The following is a 22127-nucleotide window of genomic DNA, read 5'->3' on the forward strand; positions in this document are numbered from 1 at the left end:
GCCCGGGCCGTCGAGGCGCTGCAGCGGCAACGCCGCCGGCAGCGCCAGCAGCAGTTGGCCGCCCGCCACTACGAGAACCTCGACCTGGTGTTCGCACGCACTGACGGGCAGCCGCTGCGATCGCAGTACGTGCTCGACCACCTGCGCCGGCTCACCGCCGACGCCGGACTGCCGGCCATCCGAGTGCACGACCTGCGGCACATCGCCGCCACCATCATGATCAACGAGGGGGTGCCGCTGGCGGTGGTGTCCAAGACGCTGAGGCACAAGAACGTGGCCACCACCGTCGACCTCTACGGCCACCTCACCCGCGACGCCGCCGACGACGGGGTCAGCGCCACCTGCGCCGCCCTGAAGGCCGCTGACGCCGAAGCCGCCTGAGCGGGTGTAGGCTGCGTGCAGGTCTGCGACAGCGAGGCGACAACACCGCCCCTCGACGATCGCAGGGGATATGCCTGTTGCGGCATATCCCCTGGTCACCACCGGTCGGGCTGACAGGATTTGAACCTGCGACCCCTTGACCCCCAGTCAAGTGCGCTACCAAGCTGCGCTACAGCCCGCCGCCGCCCGGCAGAACACCGCGCGGCAACTCGTACAGCCTAGCAACCCTACCCGTGCGCCTTGCCGCGACCCCCCGGCCCGGTCTTCTTGCGCGGTTTCACCGACACCTCGATCGGGGAGCCCACGAACCCGAACTCCTCGCGCAGCTTGCGCTCGATGAAGCGCAGATACCCCGCGTCCAGTGGGCCCGTCGTGAAGAGCACGAACCGCGGCGGCGCCACCCCCGCCTGCGTGGCGAACAAGATGCGCGGAGCACGCCCACCGCGTACCGGGTGGGGGGTGGCCTGGGTCAGCGCGGTCAGCCACTGGTTGAGCGCACCTGTCGGGATGCGCTGCTCCCACGACTCCAAGGCACGGCGCAGCGCGGGGGCCAGCTTGTCGACGGCTCGGCCGGTCTTGGCGGAGATGTTGACTCGGATGGCCCAGGGGATGCGCTTGAGTTCGCGGTCGATTTCCTTGTCGAGGAACAATCTGCGGTCGTCGTCGACCAGGTCCCACTTGTTGAAGGCGATCACCAGCGCTCGGCCGGCCTCGACCACCTGGGTGAGCACGCGCTGGTCCTGCTCGGAGATGACCTCGGCGGCGTCCAGGAGCACGACGGCCACCTCGGCGGCTTCCACGGCGCCGGCTGTGCGTAGGGAGGCGTAGTACTCCGTACCGGAAGCCTGGTTGACTCGTTTGCGCAGGCCGGCTGTGTCGACGAACTGCCAGAGTTCGCCGTCCATCTCGACCAGGCTGTCCACCGGGTCGACCGTGGTGCCGGCTACCGAGTCGACTACGGCCCGTTCCTCCTTGGACACCTTGTTGAGCAGGGAGGACTTGCCCACGTTGGGGCGGCCTACCAGGGCTACGCGGCGGGGGCCGCGGGGGCCGCCCTCGACGATGGGGGGTGGCTCGGGCAGGGCGTTGAGGATGTCGTCGAGCAGGTCGCCGGAGGAACGGCCGTGCAGGGCGGAGATGGGGTGGGGCTCGCCGAGGCCTAGCGACCAGAGCGACACCGCCTCCATTTCCAGGTTCTGGTTGTCGGCCTTGTTGGCGACCAGGATGACCGGTTTGTGGGAGCGCCGCAGCATCTTGACCGCGGCCTCGTCGACGTCGGTGGCGCCGACGGTGACGTCGACGACGAAGACGACGACGTCGGCGGTCTGCACGGCGATCTCGGCCTGGGCGGCGATGGCGGCGGCGCGGTCGCGGGCGTCGGGTTCCCAGCCGCCGGTGTCGACGACGGTGAAGTGGCGGCCGTTCCACTGGGCGTCGTAGGGGACGCGGTCGCGGGTGACGCCGGGGACGTCCTCGACGACGGCCTGGCGGCGGCCGATGATGCGGTTGACCAGGGTTGATTTGCCGACGTTGGGGCGGCCGACGACGGCGACCACCGGCACGGGGCCCTCGGGGGCCTCGTCGTCGACGGCGTCGTCGACAGCCGGGAAGGGTACTTCAGTCACGAACTCACCTTGCTGTTCAGAAGGTCCAGGAGGTGCGCGACCACTTCGTCGATGCCGATGCCGGTGGTGTCGACCTCGATCGCGTCGGAGGCCTGACGCAACGGGTCGGTCGCGCGGGAGGAGTCGAGCTTGTCGCGCCGGGCCAGGTCGGCCTCGGTCGCCGCCACATCGACCGCGTCCTCGGCGCTGCGCCGGCGGGCGCGCGCCGCCGACGAGGCAGTCAGATAGACCTTGAGGTCGGCGTCGGGCGCGACGACCGTGGCGATGTCGCGGCCCTCCACAATGATACGCGGGTGGGCGGCGATGATGGCCTGCTGCAACGCCACCAGCTGCTTGCGTACGGAGGGGACGGCGGCCACGGCCGAGACGGCCTGCGTGACCTCGGCTCCGCGGATGGGCGCGTCGACGTTCACGCCGTTGGCGGCGAAGTGGGGGGCGGCCGGGTCGGTGCCGATCGACAGCTCGGTCTCCAGCGCGATCTTGGCGATCGCGTCGGGGTCGGTGAGGTCGACGCCGGCCTGCAGAACGGCCCAGGTCACGGCCCGGTACATGGCGCCGGTGTCGAGGTAGACGCCGTCGATCCGGGTGGCGAGCCGCCGGGACACGGTGGACTTGCCGGAACCGGAGGGTCCGTCGACAGCGACCACACACTTCTCCGGCCGTACTTCTTCCGCCACCGTTCCTCCTGAGTTTGCCGCACGACCAACCGTCCCATTGTGCCCGGAGCACCGGCGAGCGACGAACTAGGGTATGTTACCGGCAAGTAACGTCCCGGGAGGCCGCCATGCCCACGCTCGAGCGCCACGATGCCGTCTTCATCCTCGATCTGGGCGACGGCGAGAACCGCTTCCACCCCGACTGGCTGACCGGCGTCGAGTCGGCGCTCGACGAGATCGCGAAGGCCGACGGACCGCACGCGCTGGTCACCACCGGGCGCGGCAAGATCTGGTCGAACGGCCTCGACCTGGAGTGGCTCGGCGAGAACCCGGAGCAGTTCACCGCGTACGGCGTACGTGTGCAGGCGCTTTTCGCCCGCGTGCTGACCCTCCCCTGCGTGACGGTCGCCGCGCTGCAGGGCCACACCTTCGCCGCCGGCGCGATGCTCTCTCTGGCCCACGACCTGCGGGTGATGCGCGCCGACCGGGGCTTCTGGTGCCTGCCCGAAGCCGACATCAACATCCCGTTCACGCCCGGGATGTCCGCACTCGTCCAGTCTCGCCTGACCCCGCAGACAGCGCACGAGGCGATGGTCACAGCCCGTCGCTTCGGCGGCGACGAGGCGTACGCCCGGCAGATCGTCGACCACGCGGTGAGCGAGACCGACGTGCTCAGCTCGGCCATCGCCCTGGCCGCCGCCCAGGCCGGTAAGGCCGGCCCGACGCTGGAAACGATCAAGACCCGCCTGTACGCGCCCGTGCTCGAAGCCCTGCGCACGCTCGACTGACAGTCAACGGCAACAGATCAAGACCCGACCGCTGACGTACGCCACGTCGACTCCCGCAACCGCACCAGCGCAGCTCCCCGCCTTCGGCGGCTGCCGCTGCGACCCGGGTGGGTGGCCAGGCCGTTGCGCACGCACGTGATGGTGGGTGGCTGGGCTCCAGGCCACCGCTGTATGCGCCCGGCAGCGGGCAGGCACCCGGGCCGCATGGCGGAGGTCGCCGCGCTGACGCCGAAGCCCCGTTGTGAAAACCTGCACCCCGCACATCACGGATGCTCGTCCGCTGAGCGACGCCGTTCAGGCGACGCCGACCGACTTCGCCGGCGGGCGCACCGTCCGGAACATGCTGATCATGGTCTGGGTGAGACGCGGGTCCAGTTTCGGGCGCCGCGCTTCGAGGTTGCGGCCACGCAGCGGGGGCAGATGTGGCGCACCTGGTCCTCGGGGGTGATCACGTCGGTGGAGCGGAAGTCGAACGGCACGTGCGGGAAGCGCCGCAGCCGGGTGCGGCTCAGCTGCAGCCCGCACACGGTCTGGTTGGTGCCCTGCCGCCAGGCGTGCACTTCGCCGCCGGGCTGGCGCACACCGTCCGGTCCGATCCATTCGCTCGACGCAGCAACCGCGTTCATGGCGGCGGCATGCCCGGCCGGCCGCCGATTACACCTGGCCGCGCGCCGACCGTTTTGTCCGGTGGCCGTTTGTCGGACGACCACGCGGGAACCCGGGCCGCATGACCGAGCAACCTCACCGCATCGACATCCACCCGACCGACGAACCCGACGGCACCACGGCCTACGAGGCGTCGCTGCAGCCGCCCGGTCGCTCGATCGAGTTCTCCGAGGACGACCAGGGCGACCTGGCCCCCGAGGACAAGCGCGGCACCGGCGACGAGGGCCCGCAGCCGTCCGAGGTCGACCGCGCCGGCTACGACACCCGCACGGTGGCCGGCGACTCGCCGAACTACCGACCGGACTGAACCGGACGCAGACAACGCAGGGAGCCGGGGCGATCCGGCTCCCTGTTTCGTGCGCCGACACATACCCGTCGCCGGCAAGCGATGCCGGCCGCGCACCGACTCCGACAAGGGCGTCGCCCGGAAGCCCAAGATGGTCAGCGCCGAGCCCGACCACATCGCAGGTTGCCGGCAACCGCCAACCGCCGAACGGCGACGGCCCGCCTCGGTGACGCCCGGTTTCCCGGGTCGCCGCCGTGGCGGGCCGTCAGGTGCGTACGAGGTCAGCGCCGAGCCGGATCGACTCGCCGGGACGTCAGGAAGCCGAGCGCGATCATGCCGAGACCGAGGAACAGGTGCAGCCAGTCGTCGGCGTTGTTCATGGGCACGAAGTTGGCGCTCGAGTTCTCGCCGACCACCAGGCCGTAGAGCCACAGCACCAGATACACCGCGCCGCCGCCGATCAGGAACGCTCGGGCGCCGGACGCGGTGCGGGCCAGGGCCAGCCCGGCCACCCCGAACAGCAGGTGGACGATGTTGTGCAGCACCGACACCTGGAACACGCCCAGGAGCAGCGCGTCGGAGTGGTGCCCGGCGAACGTCATGTCGCCGTAGTTGGTGGTGATGCCAGGTATGAACCCGGCCAGACCGACCAGCACGAATACGATGCTGACGGCCATGGCCGTGGTACGGACAGGGCTGCGTACGGCTGCGGGAACGCCTGCCGTGGAGTGGCTGGCCATGCGATCCGTCCTTTCTGTGGGGACGGACCGGGTGCCCGGCATAACCGGGCACAAACATCAATCTCCGGCGGCCTTGAACAGTGCGCCGATCTCGGCGTTCGACAGGTGACGGAAGCCACCGGGGCGCAGGTCGCCCAGCTTGACCGGGCCGACCGACGTCCGGATCAGGCGGGTCACCGGGTGGCCGACGGCCTCCATGAGCCGGCGCACGATGTGCTTGCGGCCCTCGTGCAGGACGAGCTCGACCTGCGCCGTCTTGCCGAGCGCGCCGACCAGCTTGAACCCGTCGACCTTGGCCGGGCCGTCCTCGAGCTCGACGCCGGTGAGCAGCTGGCGGCCGACGTTGCGGGGCAGCGGGCCGTTGATCACCTCGGCGAGGTACGTCTTCTGGATGCCGTACCGGGGGTGGGTGAGCTTGTTGGTCAGCTCACCGTCGTTGGTGATCAGCAGCAGGCCCTCGGAGTCGGCGTCGAGCCGGCCCACGTGGTGCAGCCGCTGGCCGAACTGGGCGATGAAGTCGGCGAGCTCGGAGCGGCCCTTCTCGTCGTCGAGCGAGGAGACGACGCCGCGAGGCTTGTTCAGCGCCAGGTAGACGAGCTTGGTGTCGGTGATCACCCGCTGCCCGTCCACGAGGATCTCGACGGTGGCGGGGTCGACCTTGTCGCCGAGCTTGGCGACCTTGCCGTTGACCGTGACGCGCCGGCGGAAGATCAGGTCTTCGCAGGCGCGGCGGGATCCAACACCGGCCGCCGCCAGGACTTTCTGGAGGCGTTCGGCGGTGTCAGCCTGTGGCATCAAGCACTTCTTCCACGTCGTCGGGCAGGAACGGAGCGAGCGGCGGCAGCTGGTCGACCGAGTTGAGGCCGAGCTTCTCGAGGAAAAGCCCCGTCGTGCGATACAGGTGTGCCCCGGTTTCGCTCTCGGTGCCGCATTCCTCGATCAGGCCGCGAGTGACAAGCGTACGCATGACCCCGTCGCAGTTCACACCGCGGATGGCGCTGATCCGGGAACGGGTCACAGGCTGCTTGTAGGCGACCACTGCCAGTGTCTCGAGCGCCGCCTGGGTCAGCCGCACAGACTGCCCGTCGAGTACGAACCGTTCCACGTACGCCGCGTATTCCGGCCGCGTGTAGAGACGCCAGCCACCGGCGACCCGCCGCAGGTCGAAGCCGTGCCCGGCCGCCGTGTAGCTGGCCGACAGGTTGTCGAGCATCCGCGCGATGCGCTCGGTCGGCTGCTCCAGGATCTGCGCCAGCTGCAGCTCGGCGACCGGCTCGTCGACGACCAGCATGATCGCCTCCAGCGCCGCCGCGAGCTCCGCGTCCTCGCTCAACCCCGGCAGATCGAGTTCCGTCGTACGCAGGGGTTCCTCGATCGCCACGGCGGGCTGAGCGACGCGGCGGGTCTGCCCCGGCACCGCCGACTCGGGCGCGGGCGCGTCGGCGGTCGCGGCCGGCACCTCGGGGTCGTCCCGAATGTCGTCGTCGTCCCGGTCGTCGTCATCGTCGTCGTAGCCGACTTCCACGATGTCGTCGTCCGGGTCGTCCTCGGTGTCGGACACCGGCACCTCGTCGGCGAACGGCAGGTCCATCTCACCGTCGTCGCTGACGTCGTCGTCGGCCGCCACGTCGAAGACATCGCCGGCGTCGTCACCCTCGGGCGGCATCGGCGCGTCGACCGGCGTCCCCGGCTCGTTCTCGTCCGCCGCCTCGACGGCCTCCTCGATCGACTCGGGCAGCGGCAACTCAGGCCCGGGCTCGACGTCGACCGGCTCGGTCTCCTCGACCGCCCCGGTGAAGTCGACCTCCACATCGACCCCCGCGGCGTCGTCCCCGGTCTCCACCGTCAGCTCGTCGCCGGTCTCCACCGTCGGCTCGTCGCCGGTCTCCACCGCCGGGTCGGACCCTTCAAAGGCCGGGTCGAAGTCGTCGTCGTCATCCGAGAGCCCGGACTCGTCCCGCGATTCCGTGTCTTCCGGCGCGCCGACCGCCGGCCCGGAGTCGGGCGCTCCCCCGGCCGCCCGAGCCGTGACCTCGTCGTCCGCCCGAGCCTCAACCGGCGCATCCGTCTGGACCGCGACTGCCGGGGCCTCCACCGCGTCGGCCTCAACCGCCTGGGCCTCAACCGCCTGGGCCTCAACCGCCTGGGCCTCAACCGCTTCGTCGGCGGGAGTCCCGGCTTCGTTCGTGCGCTCCTCGGCCGGCACGTCGTCGGTGCCGCGCCCCGCCCGCGCCTCTTCCTCGGCTGCGGCCTGGTAGGCCCGGTCCGGCGTACGCGGGGCGCGTTCCCACGGCGGCACCCAGGCAGCCGCCTGCGCCGCGAGTGAGTCCTGCCGCTCGTCGTCGCTCACGATCGTTCCTCCGCGTCGTCGTCGTCCCCGCCAAGATCATCGAGCCGAGCGCCCCCGTCAAGTCGGGCATCCGCCTCGGGATTACCCAACCGTGGCCCGTCGCCCTCATCCGTCGCGATCCCCGGCGCGTTCCCCGCGGCATGACCCCGCGCCGCTGCCGCAGCACCCGACTCGTCGACGGCAGCGCCCGGCCTCCCCTCGACGGCAGACAGGCCGCGCTCCGCAGCACCCGAATTACCGGGAACGACGCCAAGCCGGCCGGCAACGGCGTTCGCCTCCGAAGTGCGCAACTGTGGCTCAACGCCCTCACCCGGAACGTTGGGCACATCGTCGGCGGCGTCGAGATCCCAGGCGGCATCACCCCACCCACTTACCGGGACATCCGACATTCTCGCGTCGGCATACGATTCCCGGACGGCGGCGTGCGCCTCATTCGCAGCGCGCCGGTCACTTTCGGCCGCACCAGGCGACCGCTCGGCGGTGACATCGTCGAGCACGCCATCCTCGGCACCGGACTCGCCCACGGCAGAGGCGTAGTAAGAAGTGGCGTCCTGCAAACCACCTGCGGCCGAGCCCAGCCCGCTGCTCTCGTTCGCAGCGGCGTAGTCAGAGACCGGCTCGTCGTCGTCCTCCGCCAGATCGAACTCGTTGCTCTCATCAGCGGCGGGCGGATCGGGGGCGGGGTCGGCCAGGCCGGGCTCGGTGCTCACCCCTGCGGGGGCGTAGCCAGAGACCGGGTTGACCTCGTCCTCGTCCGTCAGGTCAAGCTCGTTGCTCTCATCGGTGACTGCCGGTCCGGCGTCGGTGGCTGAGTCGGGCTCGCCGCCCTCGTCGTCGATGTCAATGGTGGCCCGTCCGGCATCGGCGGCCGGGTCGGCGTCGGCGGCCGGGTGGGGCTCACTGCTCTCGTCGTCTTCGTCGATGTCGAAATCAATGGCGGCCCGTCCGGCGACGGCAGCCGGGCCGCGCTCGCCGCCCTCATCGCCGTCGATGTCGTCGATGTCGTCGATGTCGTCGATGTCGTCGATGTCGAGGTCAGTGGTGGCCGGTTCGGCGTCGGCGGCTGGGTCGGGCTTGCTGCCCTCGTAGTCGTCGATGTCGAGGTCGGTGGCGTCGGCGTCGCCGCCGATCCAGCGGACGGTCAACTCGTCGAGGGACACCGGCTGGTCGAAGTCGACCAGGCCCTCGCGGTAGAGCTCGAGCAGCGCCAGGAACCGCGCCACCACCTCGAGGGTGTTGTCGCAGTCGGCGACGAGCAGGGTGAACGTCGCCTGGCCGGCCCGGCGGAGGCGGTCGCGCAGCAGGGCCGCGTGCTCGCGGACGCTGACCCGGACCTGGTGGATGTGCGCGATCGACACCTGGGGCGGGCCCGGTTTGGGGACGAACTGCTTGAGCGCCAGCTTGAACAGCCGCTCCGGCCCGATGCCGAGGACCAGCTCGGGCAGCGCCTCGGCATAGCGCGGCTCCATCGACACCGCCCGGGGCCAGCGCCGCAGGCCGGTGCTCTCGAGATCCATGATGTGGGCCGCGGCCTCTTTGTAGGCCTTGTATTGCAGCAGCCGGGCGAAGAGCAGGTCACGGGCCTCGAGCAGGGCGAGGTCCTCCTCGTCCTCGACGTCGGCGGCGGGCAGCAGCCGGGCCGCCTTGAGGTCGAGCAGGGTGGCCGCGACCAGCAGGAACTCGCTGGCCTCGTCGAGATCCCAGTCGTCGCCCATGGCCCGGATGTAGGCGATGAAGTCGTCGGTCACCTGGTGCAGCGCGACCTCGGTGACGTCGAGCTTGTGCTTGCCGATCAGCTGCAGCAGCAGGTCGAACGGGCCGGTGAAGTTGTCGAGCCGCACCAGGAACTTGCCGTCGTCGACCGGGTTGCCCTCGGCGTCGAGCACAACGCCCTCAAGGGGAACCGGAGCCGGAACCGGAGCCACGGCGGCGGCGTCAGGCTCGGCGTCGGTCACCGGCACGGGACTCTCGGCCGGTGGATGGGTCGACTCTTCAGGCACGAACTGACCGTAGACCACGGCACCGACAACCTGCTCCCGGCTCACAGGTCACCCCCATCACTCGTGGTGATCAACGCCGAAGTGCGCGCGGAGTGACTGCCGTGAACGGGCATACCGGAATTCGGTAGGCAAAGAGTCACTGTCCATGGTGGTATTTTCTCGGTCAACTACTGTGCTCACCATGGCATCGTTCAATGACACGATCATCGAGAACTTCCGGGCCAACGACGGCGTGCTCGGCGGCCACTGGGAGGGCAAGGAGACCATTCTCCTGCACACTCCCGGCCGCAAATCCGGCAAGGTGACCATCAACCCGCTCGTGGCCTGTCCGCAAGACGGCTCGTATCTGGTCTGTGGCAGTGCCGGTGGCGCTCCGGACGACCCGCAGTGGGTCGCCAACCTGGAGGCCCTCGACGGCCCGGTCACCGTCGAGCTCGGCACCGAGACGGTGCAGGCCGACCACCGCGTCGCCCGCCCGGGCCGCGACGACGACTGGGAGGCGCTCTACGCCACCTGGCGCGCGTACTGGCCGGACGCCGCCGACTACGAGACGAAGACCGACCGCAAGTTCCCGATGGCCGTCATCACCCGCCGCTGACCTGACGGAGAGCCGGCCACCACACCGGTGACCTGACGGAGAGCCGGCCACCACGACCGGCGGCGGAGCGGTCGCGACGGCCGCTCCCCCCGGTCTCAGGCGGCCAGCGCCAGCTCGACCGGCGCGCGCTTCCGGTCGTACGCGCTCTGGACCGCACTGCGCGCCCAGCGCATCCGCACCACGGCGGTCTCCGGGTAGTCGCCGTACGCGGTGGCGAGCGCGGCCACACAGCCTCTCGTGCCGCCGCAGCGGCGCACCGACCGGACGATGGCGTCCTCGATGAGGGCGGCGCCGGGCCGTGAGCCCGACGGCAGATCGCTGGCGAACAGGGCGGCGGCGCGGGCGGCGAGCATCTGGCTTCGCATCTCGATCATCTCCGGTCGTACGAGCGGAAGAGCTACGACCTCAGAGTGCGCCCCCGGCGCCACCGATCGCCTCCAGGTTTCCCCCCGGGGCACGAATCGGGGGTTACCCCCAGACGCGGACGAAGACCAGCCCGAGAGCGTTGAGGATCCGCAGCAGGAGCGGCGCGCTGAACGGGAACAGGCACAGGATGAGCAGCACCAGGACGCCGATGTTCTTGTCCTCGAACCACAGCCGCATCCACTGCAGTGCCCGGCCGGGCCTGGTCACGGCGTTGTAGAGGATGCCGAAGCCGTCCAGCGGCGGGATCGGGATCAGCGCCAGGATGCCGAAGCACAGCAGCCCGACGGCCAGCGACAGCAGCACCTGGTGGACGATCGGCAGGCCGATGCCGAGCAGCACGTCGGCCGGTCCGATTATCGACAGAACATTGTCGGGAAACGCCAGCGCGTAGCCCACCAGCAGCAACTGCGACAGCACGATGCACAGGACCGGCCCGGCCGCGAACACCGCGATGGCCCGCGCCTTGCCCCGATAGCGGGGCACCTCGTCCACCGACAGCATCTTGCCCCAGCCCATGCCGCCGATCGCCGCCGCGACACCGCCGAACGGGTCGATGTCCTCGCGCAGGCGGGGCGTGATCGAGTCGCCCCGTTCGGCCAGGCCGAGGCTGCGCGCGGTCAGCCGGATGGCGACGGCGCGGAGCAGGAGCGCGAGCAGGAAGGAGGCGACCAGGGCGACGAAGGCCACCGGTTCCCCGAGGGCGTACAACACAGGATCAGCCGCGCTCGTCCTTGGCGGCGATAACCTCGCGGGCCAGCTGCCGGTAGTTGCGGGCGCCGGACGAGGCCGGGTCGAGCGTGGTGATCGGCGCGCCGGCCACGGTGGACTCGGGGAACTTCACCGTCTTGGTGATGACGGTCTGGTACACCTTGTCGCCGAACGCCTCGACCACACGCTGCAGCACCTGGCGGCAGTGGGTCGTGCGGGAGTCGTACATGGTGGCCAGGATGCCCTCGAGCTCGAGGTCGAAGTTGAGCCGCTCGCGGACCTTGTCGATGGTGTCGAGCAGCAGCGCGACACCGCGCAGCGAGAAGAACTCGCACTCCAGCGGGATGAGCACGCCGTGCGCGATGGTCAGCGCGTTGATCGCCAGCAGGCCCAGCGAGGGCTGGCAGTCGATCAGGATGAAGTCGTACTCCTTGCGGACCGAGCGCAGCACCCGGGCCAGGGCCATCTCGCGGGCGACCTCGTTGACCAGCTGGATCTCGGCGGCCGACAGGTCGATGTTGGCCGGCAGCAGGTGCAGCCCGGCCACGTCGGTCTTGATGATGACGTCCTCAGCGGCCACGTCGTCCTGCATGAGCAGGTTGTAGATGCTGAGGTCGAGGTTGTGCGGGTTTACGCCGAGGCCGACGGAGCAGGCGCCCTGCGGGTCGAAGTCGACGAGCAGCACCTTGCGGCCGTACTCGGCCAGGGCCGCGCCCAGGTTGATCGTCGTGGTGGTCTTGCCCACGCCGCCCTTCTGGTTGGCGAGGGCGATGATCCGCGCGGGGCCGTGCCGGTCGGTCGGCATCGGCTCGGGGATCGGACGGCGCATCGTGTACGCCGTGGGGTCCGCGGGGCCGAGGTCGGCGCCGAGATCCAAGGAGCCCTGCTGCTCGCGGAGTGCCGAGGTCCAGGCCTCTGCCCGATCGTTACCCGCCATGCCCTCGCCCCCTCGCCGACTCGTACCGCTGGAGCCGATGCCCGACTGTACGCCACGCGCGCCGTCGATCCGGGCCAGCCCGTCGGCGTGTCGCTGTCTATGGGTGCGCAAGCTTTAACGAGCGCGCGGGTGTGCGGTCGCGTAGACCTCGCGCAGCCTGTCCACGGTGACCAGCGTGTAGACCTGCGTCGTGGTGACCGAGGCGTGCCCGAGCAGCTCCTGGACGACCCGGACGTCGGCGCCGCCGTCGAGCAGGTGGGTGGCGTACGAATGCCGCAGAGTGTGCGGGCTCACGGCGTGCGGCCCCTCGACCGGCAGGCCGGCGGCGGACGCGGCGCGGTGCAGGATCGTCCACGCGCTCTGCCGCGACAACTGTCCACCCCGGGCGTTGAGGAAGATCGCCGGGGTGCCCTTGCCGTTGGCCGCGAGGGTGGGGCGGCCGCGGACGAGGTAGGCGCCCAGGGCGGCCTTCGCGTACCCGCCGACCGGCACGACCCGGGTCCGCCCGCCCTTGCCGTGCAGGACGGCGGCGGCGTCGTCGCCCAGGTCGAGGTCGTCGATGGCCGCCCCGACCGCCTCGGAGATGCGCGCGCCGGTGCCGTACAGGAATTCCAGCAGGGCCTTGTCGCGCAGGCCGAGGGGGCTGTCGGCGGGCACGTCGAGCAACCGGCCGACCTGCTCGACGTCGAGGGCCTTGGGCAGCCGCTTGGCCGGCGCGGGCGGGCGGACCTCGGCCGACACGTCGGCGGCGACCAGGCCCTCGCGGGCGGCGAAGCGGTGCAGGCCGCGGACCGCGCTGATCGCCCGGGCCGCCGACGACGAGGCCAGCCCCTCGGCCCGCAGCGTGGCCAGGTGACCGGTGATCTGGCCGGCGCGCACCGCGGCGAGATCGTCGATCCCGTCCGCGGCGAGCGCCTGCGCGTACCGTTCCAGATCGCGCCGGTACGACGCGAGGGTGTTGCGCGACAGCCCACGCTCGACCGTGAGGTGGTCGAGGTAGGCGGTCAGGACGCGCTGGACGGTCAGCTCAACACCTCGGCCAGGTCGAGTGCCGACATGCCGTGCGCCTCCGCGACAGGTCCGTAGGTGACGCGTCCGTCGTGGGTGTTCAGACCCTGGGCGAGCGCGTGGTCGGCCCGCAGGGCGTCGCGCCAGCCGAGGTTGGCCAGCTCCAGGGCGTACGGGAGGGTGACGTTGGTCAGGGCGTAGGTGCTGGTGTGGGGCACTGCGCCCGGCATGTTGGCGACGCAGTAGAACATCGACTGGTGCACCTGGTAGACCGGGTCGGCGTGCGTCGTGGGCCGCGAGTCCTCGAAGCAGCCACCCTGGTCGATCGAGATGTCGACGAGCACACTGCCCGGCTTCATCCGCGACACCAGCTCGTTGGAGACCAGGTTGGGGGCCTTGGCCCCGGGCACCAGCACCGCGCCGATGACCAGGTCGGCGTCCAGGACGGCCTTCTCGACCTCGTACGCGTTGGAGGCCACCGTCTGCAGATGGCCGCGGTAGTCGGCGTCGGCCGCCCGGAGCCGGGCGATGTTGCGGTCGAGCACGAGGATCTCGGCCTGCATGCCCAGCGCGATCGCGGCGGCGTTCATGCCGGAGACGCCGGCGCCGATGACCACGACCTTGGCCGCGTACACGCCCGGGACACCGCCCATGAGCACGCCGCGCCCACCGCCCGAGCGCATCAGGTGGTAGGCCCCGACCTGCGGCGCCAGCCGGCCCGCGACCTCGCTCATCGGGGCCAGCAGCGGCAGCGAGCGGTCCGGCAGCTCGACCGTCTCGTAGGCGATGCCGGTGACCTTGCGGTCCAGCAGCGCGTCGGTGCACTCCTTGGACGCGGCCAGGTGCAGGTAGGTGAAGAGCACCTGGCCGGGCCGCATGCGCGGGTACTCCTCGGCGATCGGCTCCTTGACCTTCAGGATGAGCTCGGCCTCGCCCCACACGTCGTCGGCCGTGCCGGCGATCGTCGCGCCGGCCGCGATGTAGTCGCCGTCGGTGATCGACGACCCCGTCCCGGCCCCGGCCTGCACCAGCACCTCGTGCCCGGCCCGGCGGAACTCGTAGACCCCCGCGGGCGTGATGGCCACCCGGAATTCGTTGTTCTTGACCTCGCTGGGAATGCCGACCTTCATCGAGCCGACACCGTCCTTTCTCAACGCTGAGTGACGTCCCCCGGCCGGCCGCCTCCCGGCCCGCCTCGGCCGAAGACTACTCCGCGCCCGATCCGGAACGCCCCTTTTGCGAGGCCCGATCCATCGATCGGTCCGGGTTGTCCCCCGGCGGCGGCCGGGTCAGAGCGCGGCCAGCAGGCCGGCCAGCTCGACCGGGCGGGTCAGCATCGGCCAGTGACCCGAGTCGATGTCGACCAGCTCGAGGTGCTTGGCCTTGGCCAGCTCGGGCAGCTCACCCTCGGCCAGCCACTCGCGCACCTGCTCCGGCGTGAACTCCGGGCAGATCAGGACCATGGGTACGTCATAGCGCCGCTCGTCGGTCAGCCGGACGACCGCCTTGGCCACGCCCTCGGGCACCGCGATGGCCGCGGCCGCGAACGCCCGCCGGGCCGGCTCGTCGAGGTCGGCCGCGTCGGCGCCCTCGAACGGCTCCCAGCCGGGGAACGGCATGACGCCGTCGACGATCGGGAAGAAGTTCGCGTACTCCCCGCCGCCGGCGGCGGGGAAGCCGCCGATCAGCACCACCTTGGCCACCCGGTCGGGCCGGGCGTCGGCCACCAGCCAGGCCAGCCCGCTGGCGGCCGAGTGGCCGACCACGATCGACTTCCCCGGCGCCGCGTCGACGACGGCGAGCACCGCGGCCACCTGGTCGTCGAGCGTCGCCGAGGTGTTGCCGTCACCCTGGCCGGGCAGCGTCACCGGCACCGCGCGGCGGTCACGCTTCTCCACCTCGGACACCACGCCGGTCCACGCCGAGGCGTCGAGCCACAAGCCGGCGGCCAGCACGATCTGTTCTCCAGTCATGCGACCAACGTAGGACCTGATCAGGACGTTCGGCTTCCGGTACGGTCGTCGGTGTGCCGACCGGTTCGAGTCCCACCGCGCGGGCCCTGCGCACGCTCGAGATCCTGCAGGCGCGCCCGGGCACGACCGCGGGCCAGCTCGCCGAGCAGCTGGGCGTGACCGAGCGGGCCGCGCGCCGCTACATCGGCATCCTGCGCGAGGCCGGCGTCCCGGTCGAGGCGGAACGCGGGCCGTACGGGGGTTACCGGCTGGGCCGCGGCACCCGTCTGCCGCCGGTCGTCTTCACCGAGGAACAGGCGCTCGGGCTGGTCATGGCCGTGCTCGACGGGCAGCCGGCCGCGATCGACGCCGACGACCTGGTCGGCGCGGCGCTCAGCAAGGTGATCCGCGCGCTGCCGGAGGGCATCGGACGTCAGGCCGCGGCCCTGCGGGCGTACGCCTCAGCCGCCCCCGACCGCAAGGCCTCCCGCCCCGATCCGGCCCTGACCAGCGCGCTGGTCGCGGCCGTGGCCGACCGCCGCCGCGTGCTGATCACCTACCGCGGCGAGAGCGGCGACCCGTGGGACGCCGAGGTCGACCCGTGGGCGGTCGTGGTGCGGTTCGGCCGGTGGTATCTGCTGTGCCACTCGCACCGGGCCGACGCGATCCGCACGTACCGCGTCGACCGCATCCGCGCGGTCGACCGGCTGCCGCAGTCCTTCACGCCGCCCGCCGACCTCGACCCGGTCGCCGCCCTCGATCAGAACCTGGGGGTGGGCTGGAAATACGCCACCCGGGTGGTCTTCCACGCGCCGCTGGACGAGGTGGCCCCGTGGATCCGCCCGCCGATGGGCCGGCTCGAGGCCGACGGCGACCGCTGTGTGCTGACCGGGACGACCGGCAACCCCCGGATGTACGCCCAGGAGTGGCTGGCCGCCGTGCCGATCGATTTCACCGTGGAGGACGGCCCCGAACTGCGCGCCGCCGTGGCGACGGTGGCGGCGCGCTTCGGCAAAGCGCTTCCCTGACTCAGAGGCGGTCCTGCGGGTTGGGCGGCGGCTCGGCGACCTGGTTGCCGGCGTCGTCGACCAGGCCCGGGGCCATGCTGCCGCCGTGGGCCTCCTGCTCGGCCGGCGCCGCCTTGCCGTCGGCCGAACCCGGGCCGTCCTCGGTCACGAATTCCTCGTACTGCTCGGTGCTGGCATCGCTCATGATCGGCGTATACCCGTTTCCGCTCGCCCTCAACGGAACCGGAAGCTCGCTGACGAAGCCGGGTGGGATGGCGCGCGGCTGCTTCGATGGGCGCATGGACGCAACAACCGTGGTCGCCATCGTCATCGCCGTCGTCGGGCTGGTTCTGATCCTGGCGTCCGGAAAGGCGCGGAGGAGCAGCGTGGAGACCGCGCGGCTGGCGGCGATCGAGCGCAAGCTGGACGCGGTCATGCGGCATCTGGGCATCGAGGAGCCGGCGCCCGCGCAGGATCCGGACGTGGTCTCCCACCTCGTGAAGGGCGAGAAGATCCACGCCATCAAGGTCTACCGCGAGCGGACCGGGGTGAGCCTGGCCGAGGCCAAGGACGCCGTGGAGCACATCGCCCGGACCCGGGGCCTTGGGTAGGCCGAATGGTCAGGGCAGCGGCGGCAGGTCGGCGACGTGGTCGGCCAGTTCGCGGCGGCGGCGCTGCTCCCAGCCGGGATCCAGGGCGCGCAGCAGCTCGAACTGCTTCAGCCAGATCGTGACCCGGAACTCCTGTCCCTCGACCGGGTTGCGGGTCGCCGAGGCGCCGGCCATCGCGTACGTCGTCGCGTCGAACGACCAATAGAGCAGCTCGTCGCGGGACGTGGTCGTGCGGTCCTCGCGGATCTCGCCGCCCTCGGCCACCAGCCAGTGATAGGCGCCGTCGGCGTCGACGAGCACATAGGGCCGGCCGGCGTCGTCGGGCTCGAAGGCCACCAGGTCGGCTGCGGGGGCGTCGATCAGCGCGCCCAGGCGGGCCACCTCGGCGCGCAGCATGTCGAGGCCCCACTGCGAGTTGCCGGGGCCGGAGTCACGGCGGAACTGCTTCATGGACTCAACGGTAGACGGCGCGGCGAGTTCAGGAGGCCCGCACGATCGGCACCCCGGCGGCGCCCAGCCGGGCCAGTTCGAGGTCGTCCGCGGGCACATCGGTGACGACGCCGGCGACCTCCTCGAACGCCAGCACCGTGTACGGCGAGACCGCCCCGATCTTCTCCGCGCTGGCCAGCACGTACGTCTCGGCGGCGCGCGACGAGAGCGTCCGTTTCAGGGCCGCCTCGTCGGCGTCGCCGGTGGTGAGCCCGGCGCGGTGGTGCACGCCCGTGACGCCGAGCAGGAACAGGTCGGCCGCGACGCCCCGCGCGGCCTCGGCGGTGATCGCGCCGCAGGTGACGGCCGAGTGCTTGAAGAGGCGGCCGCCGAGCACGAGCACCTCGACGCCCGGGTGCCCGACGAGGGCGGCGGCGACGGTGACGCTGTGCGTGACGACCGTGGCCGACAGGTCGGCGGGCAGCGCGTCCACGACGGCCAGCGCGGTGGTGCCGCCGTCGAGCAGCACGGTCGCGCCCGGGCGGATCAGGCCCGCGGCGGTGGCGGCGACCCGCTTCTTGCTGTCGGGGGCGACCGCCGTACGGGTCTGGTAGTCGGCCGCCGCCGGCGCTGCGGGCAGCGCTCCCCCGTACACCCGCTGGCAGAGACCGGCCGCGGCCAGCTCGCGCAGATCACGCCGGACGGTGTCCTCGGGCAGGCCGAGCTCGACGGCGATGTCCTTGGCCACGATCTTGCCGTCCACGCGCAGGCGGGTCAGCAGCAGATCGCGGCGCTCGGCCGGCAGCATTACGTGTTTCTCCTCATTGTTGTCGACTGTTGCGCGTTTGATGACTAGCGTACCGGACCATGAACGGAATCAAGGGCATCGACCGGCCCGACAGCCGCGGGCGTACCGGCCTCGACCGGATCGGCCGCGATCTCACCGGAAACCCCGACGTGGTCATCCGTGACGTGGAACTGCTGGCCACCGCCTGGCACGTGCTGCGCCGCACCACCTTCGACTACCGCCACCGCGACGGCCGGTGGACCACCGAACAGCGCGAGACGTACGACCGCGGGGACGGCGCGACCATCCTGCTGTACGACCGGGAGCGCCGCACCGTGCTGCTGACCAGGCAGTTCCGCTACCCGGCCTACGTGAACGGCCACCCCGACGGCATGCTCGTCGAGGCCGCCGCCGGCCTGCTCGACGACGACGACCCGGCCAGCGCGATCCGGCGCGAGGCGGCCGAGGAACTGGGCGTGACCGTCGGCGAGTTGCAGCACGTGTTCGGCGTCTGGATGAGCCCCGGCTCGGTCACCGAACGCCTGCACTTCTACGCCGCCCCCTACACGGCGGCCGACCGCACCGGCCCCGGCGGCGGCGTGGCCGACGAGGGCGAGGACATCGAACCGGTCGAGCTCGACTTCGACGACGCGCTGCGCGGCACCACCGACGGCCGCATCGCCGACGCCAAGACCGTCATGCTGCTGCAGTGGGCCGCCCTGCACGGGCCCTTTCAAGCAGCATCCTGATATGTATTGATTGGGATGAGTGCATGACTCTCCTCCGCTGCCATGCTCGCGGGCACACCCCCGAGCCTCACGGAGGACCTTCGTGCGAGCACCACTCGTCCTCGGCGCCGCGGCGCTGATCCTGGGCCTGGCCACCGCCCCCGCCCAGGCTGAAGCCGTCGCCGCGCCGGACATCCCCGTCGGCAACGTCAAGGCGCACCTGACCCAGCTGCAGAGCATCGCCACCGCCAACGGCGGCAACCGCGCCCACGGCCGGCCCGGCTACCTCGCCTCGGTCACGTACGTCAAGAACCTGCTCGACGCGGCCGGCTACACCACCCGCCAGCAGTCGTTCACCTACAACGGCGCCACCGGCTACAACCTGATCGCCGACTGGCCGGGCGGCGACACCGCCGACACCCTGATGATCGGCGGGCACCTCGACAGCGTCACCGCCGGCCCGGGCATCAACGACAACGGCTCGGGCTCGGCGGCCAACCTCGAGGTGGCGCTGGCCGTGGCCCGCACGAGCTTCCAGCCCGACCGGCACCTGCGCTTCGCCTGGTGGGGCGCCGAGGAGCTGGGCCTGCGCGGCTCCACCGCGTACGTCAACTCGCTGACCACCGCCCAGAAACGCGAGATCACCGGCTACCTGAACTTCGACATGGTCGGCTCGCCCAACCCGGGCTACTTCCTGTACGACGGCGACAACTCCGACGGCACGGGCGCCGGTCCCGGCCCGTCCGGCTCGGCCCAGATCGAGTCGACCCTGGCTGCCTACTTCACGTCGATCGGCGTGCCCACCCGCGGCACCGACTTCGACGGGCGCAGCGACTACGGCCCGTTCATCGCCAACGGCATCCCCGCCGGCGGCATCTTCACCGGCGCCGAGGGCCGCAAGACGGCCGCGCAGGTGCAGTTGTGGGGTGGCACGACGGCGGCGTTCGACCCCTGCTATCACGCCTCGTGCGACACCATCTCCAACATCAACGACACCGCGCTCGACCGGAACTCGGACGCCATCGCGTACGCGGTCTGGACTCTCGCCGACGGCGGGACCACTCCCCCACCGACCGGGACGACAGTGTGGGAGGACACGTTCGAGACGGCCAAGGGCTGGACGGCGGGCACGGGCGACACGGCCACGTCGGGCCGCTTCGAGCGGGCCGACCCGGCCGCCACCACCTCGCAGCTGGGCACCGCGGCCGGCGGCACCTACGACCTGGTGACCGGGGCCACCGCGGGCAGCAGCGCCGGCGCCAACGACGTGGACGGCGGCACGACCACGATCCTGTCCCCGTCGATCACCCTGCCCACCGGCACGCTGACGCTGGGCTTCAGCTGGTATCTCTCGCACCTGAACAACGCGAGCAGCGCCGACTACCTGCGGATCCGCGTCGTCTCGGGCAGCACCACGACCACGGTGTTCACCCAGTCCGCGTCGGCCACCGACCGGGCCGCGGCCTGGGCCACCGGTTCGGCCGGCCTGTCGGCGTTCGCCGGCCAGACCGTCCGCCTGAGCGTGGAAGCGGCCGACGCCTCCACCGCGTCGCTGGTCGAGGCGGCCGTCGACAACGTCAAAATCACCAGGTCCTGACCCGTACGCGGGTGACGGCGCACGCCGTCACCCGCGTCACGCGAGCGTGGTCAGGTAACCCGCGCCGCCGCCCGCCAGCACCAGCCCGGCCAGCGCGAAGACGACGATCACCCGGGACACGTGCCGGATGCTGTCCTCGAGGCCGGCGATCACCCGCTCCCGGCCGCTCGTGGTGAAGGCCGTCAGCCCGGCCAGGCTTCGCTTGAACTGCCCCCGCGAGACCCGCCCGAGGGCGAAGACCGGCACGGCCCGCGGCACCCGGACCTCGGTGAGCGTCAGCCGTTCGCTCTTGCGCAGATCGTCGACGACCTCCCGCGGCACCACGGCGGGCAACGCGATCGGAGCCTTGAGCCGGTGCTCCAGAGTGGTCGTCACCGGCACCCGGGGGCCGGCCACGTCCGAGATGTCGAGGACGGCGGGATCGACGGGTACCCGCCCGCTGGGATCGGCCAGCGCGAACCCGTCCGGCGACGTGAAGTCGGCCAGCACGTCGTGGTCGGGATCGTCGCTGCCCACGTAGTGCCGGCTGGGCTCCCGGATCAGCCGTACGTGGAACCAGGCGCAGTCCTCACCGGTGACCGGCGCGAGGTGGCGCCCCGACGGCCCGTACTCGGTCCGGGCCTGCACGGCGACCCGGCCGCCCCGCACGGACGACAGCGCCACGGGCGTCATGCGGCGCAGGGTGCGCAGCGCCCGGTAGTCACCCAGGTTGAGCAGCACGAAGATGCCGGCGCCACCGAGCAGAACGCCCCCGAGGCAGAACGCCACTGTCGCGACGACCATCACAGCCGTCAAGGTAGGACACGCCCTCCACCAGGCCACAGTGCGATCATGCGGTGATGGTGACCGATTCCCTGGCGACGTGGGCGCACGGCGCTCAGGCCCTGGCCCTGCTGAGCGCGGCGCAGGAGCGGGGCTATCTGACCTACCTCGCCCGACCGCGGACGGTCCCGGAGTTCGCGGCCTTCTCCGGGCTGCCCGGCGGCACGGCCGAGGATGTCCTCGCGGCCCTGGTCGCCCACGGCGTGGCTGCGGAGTCGGACGGCCGGTTCAGCCTGACCGACGACCTGGCCGCCGCACTGTCCGGACCCTCCGACCTCGTCGCCAAGATCGAGGAAGCCGAGCTCGCCGCCCGTCAGGTGGCGGCGGTGATCCGTACCGGGAAAGCCCCGCTGACGGCCGCCGAAGCCGTCATCGTCGGACACGCCAACGCGTTGCGGCCGACCGCGGCCGGCGCCGCCGCCCTGGTCGAGAAGCTGTTCGAGTCGGTGCCCGAGATGTGGCAAGCGATGGACGGCGGGCGGCTGCTCGACGTCGGCAGCGGAGTCAGCGGCTTCGTGCTCAGCGCGGCCACGGCGCTGCCCGGCCTGCGAGCGACCACGATCGAGCTCGTACCGGAGGTGGCCGCCGTCGCCGTCGCGCGGGCCAGGGAACTCGGCGTCGCCGACCGGATCGACGCGCGGGTGACGGACGCCCGCGACTTCGACGAGCCGGCGGCCTACGAAGCGGCGTTCTGGGCCCAGCCGTTCTTTCCCGAGCCGACCCGGGCCGGCACCCTGGCGATGATCCTGCGCAGCCTGCGCCCCGGCGGCCTCCTGCTGGTGCAGCAGCTCGACGCCGCTCCGGCCGGCGACCAGTCCGCCTTCACGCTGCGCCGCCTCGTCGCCCACGCCCAGGGGCTGGCGTTCGCCCGGCCGATCGCCGACGTCGTGGCCGAGGCCGTGACCGCCGGCTTCGAGCAGATCCGCACGGTCGTCACCGACTTCGGCCCGATCGCGCTGCTGCGCCGGCCGCTTCCCTAAAGCCTGATGCACAGCAAAGCGGGCCGGGCGCGCCGAGCGCGACCG

At 71.5% G+C, this 22127-nt stretch carries 24 protein-coding genes, 1 tRNA gene and 2 pseudogenes; 9 read left to right on the forward strand and 18 right to left on the reverse strand.

Annotation, left to right across the window (positions count from 1 at the left end; all coding sequences use genetic code 11):
• Positions 1–381, forward strand: a 381-nt coding sequence (locus HJC40_RS43160; RefSeq protein ID WP_250009632.1) for a tyrosine-type recombinase/integrase, incomplete at its 5' end; no start/stop codon positions are given.
• A gap of 105 nt (positions 382–486) precedes the next feature.
• Here HJC40_RS43160 and HJC40_RS43165 read toward each other — a convergent pair.
• The 3 genes from HJC40_RS43165 to cmk all read right to left on the reverse strand — a co-directional run bounded on the left by HJC40_RS43165 (position 487) and on the right by cmk (position 2683).
• Positions 487–560 (reverse strand) — tRNA-Pro (locus HJC40_RS43165).
• 48 nt (positions 561–608) lie between these two features.
• A complete protein-coding gene (der, locus tag HJC40_RS43170) occupies positions 609–2006 on the reverse strand; it encodes a ribosome biogenesis GTPase Der (protein WP_308201006.1) in 1398 nt (465 codons plus the stop codon).
• Positions 2003–2683, reverse strand: a complete 681-nt coding sequence (cmk, locus tag HJC40_RS43175; RefSeq protein WP_250009633.1) for a (d)CMP kinase — start codon at positions 2681–2683, stop codon at positions 2003–2005. Before cmk ends, der begins: the two co-directional genes overlap by 4 nt.
• Positions 2684–2790: 107 nt before the next feature.
• Here cmk and HJC40_RS43180 point away from each other — a divergent pair, with 107 nt between their 5' ends.
• The gene (locus HJC40_RS43180) at positions 2791–3450 is read left to right on the forward strand and encodes an enoyl-CoA hydratase-related protein (RefSeq protein ID WP_250009634.1); all 660 of its coding nucleotides are present in this window, start codon (positions 2791–2793) and stop codon (positions 3448–3450) included.
• Positions 3451–3797: 347 nt separating this feature from the next.
• Here HJC40_RS43180 and HJC40_RS43185 read toward each other — a convergent pair whose 3' ends face one another.
• Complete coding sequence (locus HJC40_RS43185; protein ID WP_250009635.1) at positions 3798–4076, reverse strand: hypothetical protein; 279 nt, start codon at positions 4074–4076, stop codon at positions 3798–3800.
• A 101-nt stretch (positions 4077–4177) separates the two neighbouring features.
• On the opposite strand from HJC40_RS43185, the gene HJC40_RS43190 reads away from it, so the two are divergent.
• Positions 4178–4423 carry a hypothetical protein gene (locus HJC40_RS43190; protein WP_250009637.1) on the forward strand — a complete coding sequence of 82 codons (246 nt, stop codon included), beginning with the start codon at positions 4178–4180 and terminating at the stop codon, positions 4421–4423.
• Between the two features lie 260 nt (positions 4424–4683).
• Here HJC40_RS43190 and HJC40_RS43195 read toward each other — a convergent pair whose 3' ends face one another.
• From HJC40_RS43195 to HJC40_RS43210, 4 genes and pseudogenes are all read right to left on the reverse strand, one after another.
• Complete coding sequence (locus tag HJC40_RS43195; RefSeq protein WP_250009638.1) at positions 4684–5142, reverse strand: DUF4383 domain-containing protein; 459 nt, start codon at positions 5140–5142, stop codon at positions 4684–4686.
• A 57-nt stretch (positions 5143–5199) separates the two neighbouring features.
• Entirely contained in the window at positions 5200–5937 is a 738-nt protein-coding gene (locus HJC40_RS43200; protein ID WP_250009639.1) for a pseudouridine synthase, read from the reverse strand.
• Positions 5924–6466 (reverse strand): annotated as a pseudogene (gene scpB / locus HJC40_RS46815) (SMC-Scp complex subunit ScpB); the annotation flags it as partial. The gene HJC40_RS43200 and the pseudogene scpB, both read right to left, overlap by 14 nt.
• Positions 6467–8567: 2101 nt before the next feature.
• A pseudogene (locus HJC40_RS43210) lies at positions 8568–9378 on the reverse strand (ScpA family protein); the annotation flags it as partial.
• Between the two features lie 295 nt (positions 9379–9673).
• Between HJC40_RS43210 and HJC40_RS43215 the strand changes: the two are divergent.
• Positions 9674–10090, forward strand: a complete 417-nt coding sequence (locus HJC40_RS43215) for a nitroreductase/quinone reductase family protein (protein ID WP_250009641.1) — start codon at positions 9674–9676, stop codon at positions 10088–10090.
• Positions 10091–10185: 95 nt separating this feature from the next.
• Here HJC40_RS43215 and HJC40_RS43220 read toward each other — a convergent pair whose 3' ends face one another.
• From HJC40_RS43220 to HJC40_RS43245, 6 genes are all read right to left on the reverse strand, one after another.
• Positions 10186–10455, reverse strand: a complete 270-nt coding sequence (locus HJC40_RS43220) for a hypothetical protein (RefSeq protein WP_250009642.1) — start codon at positions 10453–10455, stop codon at positions 10186–10188.
• 103 nt (positions 10456–10558) lie between these two features.
• Positions 10559–11227, reverse strand: coding sequence for a hypothetical protein (locus HJC40_RS43225; RefSeq protein WP_250009643.1), 669 nt, complete (start codon positions 11225–11227; stop codon positions 10559–10561).
• Positions 11228–11231: 4 nt separating this feature from the next.
• On the reverse strand, positions 11232–12161 hold the full coding sequence (locus HJC40_RS43230) for a ParA family protein (RefSeq protein ID WP_250009645.1): 930 nt from the start codon (positions 12159–12161) through the stop codon (positions 11232–11234).
• A 114-nt stretch (positions 12162–12275) separates the two neighbouring features.
• The gene (locus tag HJC40_RS43235) at positions 12276–13187 is read right to left on the reverse strand and encodes a site-specific tyrosine recombinase XerD (protein WP_250009680.1); all 912 of its coding nucleotides are present in this window, start codon (positions 13185–13187) and stop codon (positions 12276–12278) included.
• Positions 13184–14299, reverse strand: a complete 1116-nt coding sequence (gene ald / locus HJC40_RS43240) for an alanine dehydrogenase (protein ID WP_250009646.1) — start codon at positions 14297–14299, stop codon at positions 13184–13186. Before ald ends, HJC40_RS43235 begins: the two co-directional genes overlap by 4 nt.
• A gap of 159 nt (positions 14300–14458) precedes the next feature.
• Positions 14459–15142: an alpha/beta fold hydrolase gene (locus tag HJC40_RS43245; RefSeq protein WP_250009647.1), complete on the reverse strand. Its 684-nt coding sequence runs from the start codon at positions 15140–15142 to the stop codon at positions 14459–14461.
• Between the two features lie 53 nt (positions 15143–15195).
• Between HJC40_RS43245 and HJC40_RS43250 the strand changes: the two genes are divergently transcribed.
• Positions 15196–16149, forward strand: coding sequence for a WYL domain-containing protein (locus tag HJC40_RS43250; RefSeq protein ID WP_308201007.1), 954 nt, complete (start codon positions 15196–15198; stop codon positions 16147–16149).
• A gap of 1 nt (position 16150) precedes the next feature.
• On the opposite strand, the gene HJC40_RS43255 is transcribed toward HJC40_RS43250, so the two are convergent.
• Entirely contained in the window at positions 16151–16333 is a 183-nt protein-coding gene (locus HJC40_RS43255; protein WP_250009648.1) for a hypothetical protein, read from the reverse strand.
• Between the two features lie 94 nt (positions 16334–16427).
• On the opposite strand from HJC40_RS43255, the gene HJC40_RS43260 reads away from it, so the two are divergent.
• Positions 16428–16739 carry a ribosomal protein L7/L12 gene (locus HJC40_RS43260; RefSeq protein ID WP_250009649.1) on the forward strand — a complete coding sequence of 104 codons (312 nt, stop codon included), beginning with the start codon at positions 16428–16430 and terminating at the stop codon, positions 16737–16739.
• Between the two features lie 9 nt (positions 16740–16748).
• On the opposite strand, the gene HJC40_RS43265 is transcribed toward HJC40_RS43260, so the two are convergent.
• Positions 16749–17189 (reverse strand): Imm63 family immunity protein, encoded by a 441-nt coding sequence (locus HJC40_RS43265; protein ID WP_250009650.1) that lies wholly within the window; start codon positions 17187–17189, stop codon positions 16749–16751.
• A 28-nt stretch (positions 17190–17217) separates the two neighbouring features.
• Positions 17218–17976, reverse strand: a complete 759-nt coding sequence (locus tag HJC40_RS43270) for a DeoR/GlpR family DNA-binding transcription regulator (RefSeq protein WP_250009652.1) — start codon at positions 17974–17976, stop codon at positions 17218–17220.
• Between the two features lie 59 nt (positions 17977–18035).
• Here HJC40_RS43270 and HJC40_RS43275 point away from each other — a divergent pair, with 59 nt between their 5' ends.
• Both HJC40_RS43275 and HJC40_RS43280 read left to right on the forward strand, forming a co-directional pair.
• Complete coding sequence (locus tag HJC40_RS43275; protein ID WP_250009653.1) at positions 18036–18704, forward strand: NUDIX domain-containing protein; 669 nt, start codon at positions 18036–18038, stop codon at positions 18702–18704.
• Positions 18705–18786: 82 nt separating this feature from the next.
• Positions 18787–20280, forward strand: a complete 1494-nt coding sequence (locus HJC40_RS43280; protein ID WP_374273674.1) for a M28 family metallopeptidase — start codon at positions 18787–18789, stop codon at positions 20278–20280.
• Positions 20281–20316: 36 nt separating this feature from the next.
• Here HJC40_RS43280 and HJC40_RS43285 read toward each other — a convergent pair whose 3' ends face one another.
• Positions 20317–21066, reverse strand: coding sequence for a hypothetical protein (locus HJC40_RS43285; RefSeq protein WP_250009654.1), 750 nt, complete (start codon positions 21064–21066; stop codon positions 20317–20319).
• Positions 21067–21119: 53 nt separating this feature from the next.
• On the opposite strand from HJC40_RS43285, the gene HJC40_RS43290 reads away from it, so the two are divergent.
• Positions 21120–22082, forward strand: a complete 963-nt coding sequence (locus tag HJC40_RS43290) for a methyltransferase domain-containing protein (protein ID WP_250009655.1) — start codon at positions 21120–21122, stop codon at positions 22080–22082.
• Positions 22083–22127: the final 45 nt, after the last annotated feature.

Source organism: Actinoplanes sp. M2I2, assembly GCF_023544445.1.
In the GTDB taxonomy this organism is placed as follows: domain Bacteria; phylum Actinomycetota; class Actinomycetes; order Mycobacteriales; family Micromonosporaceae; genus Actinoplanes.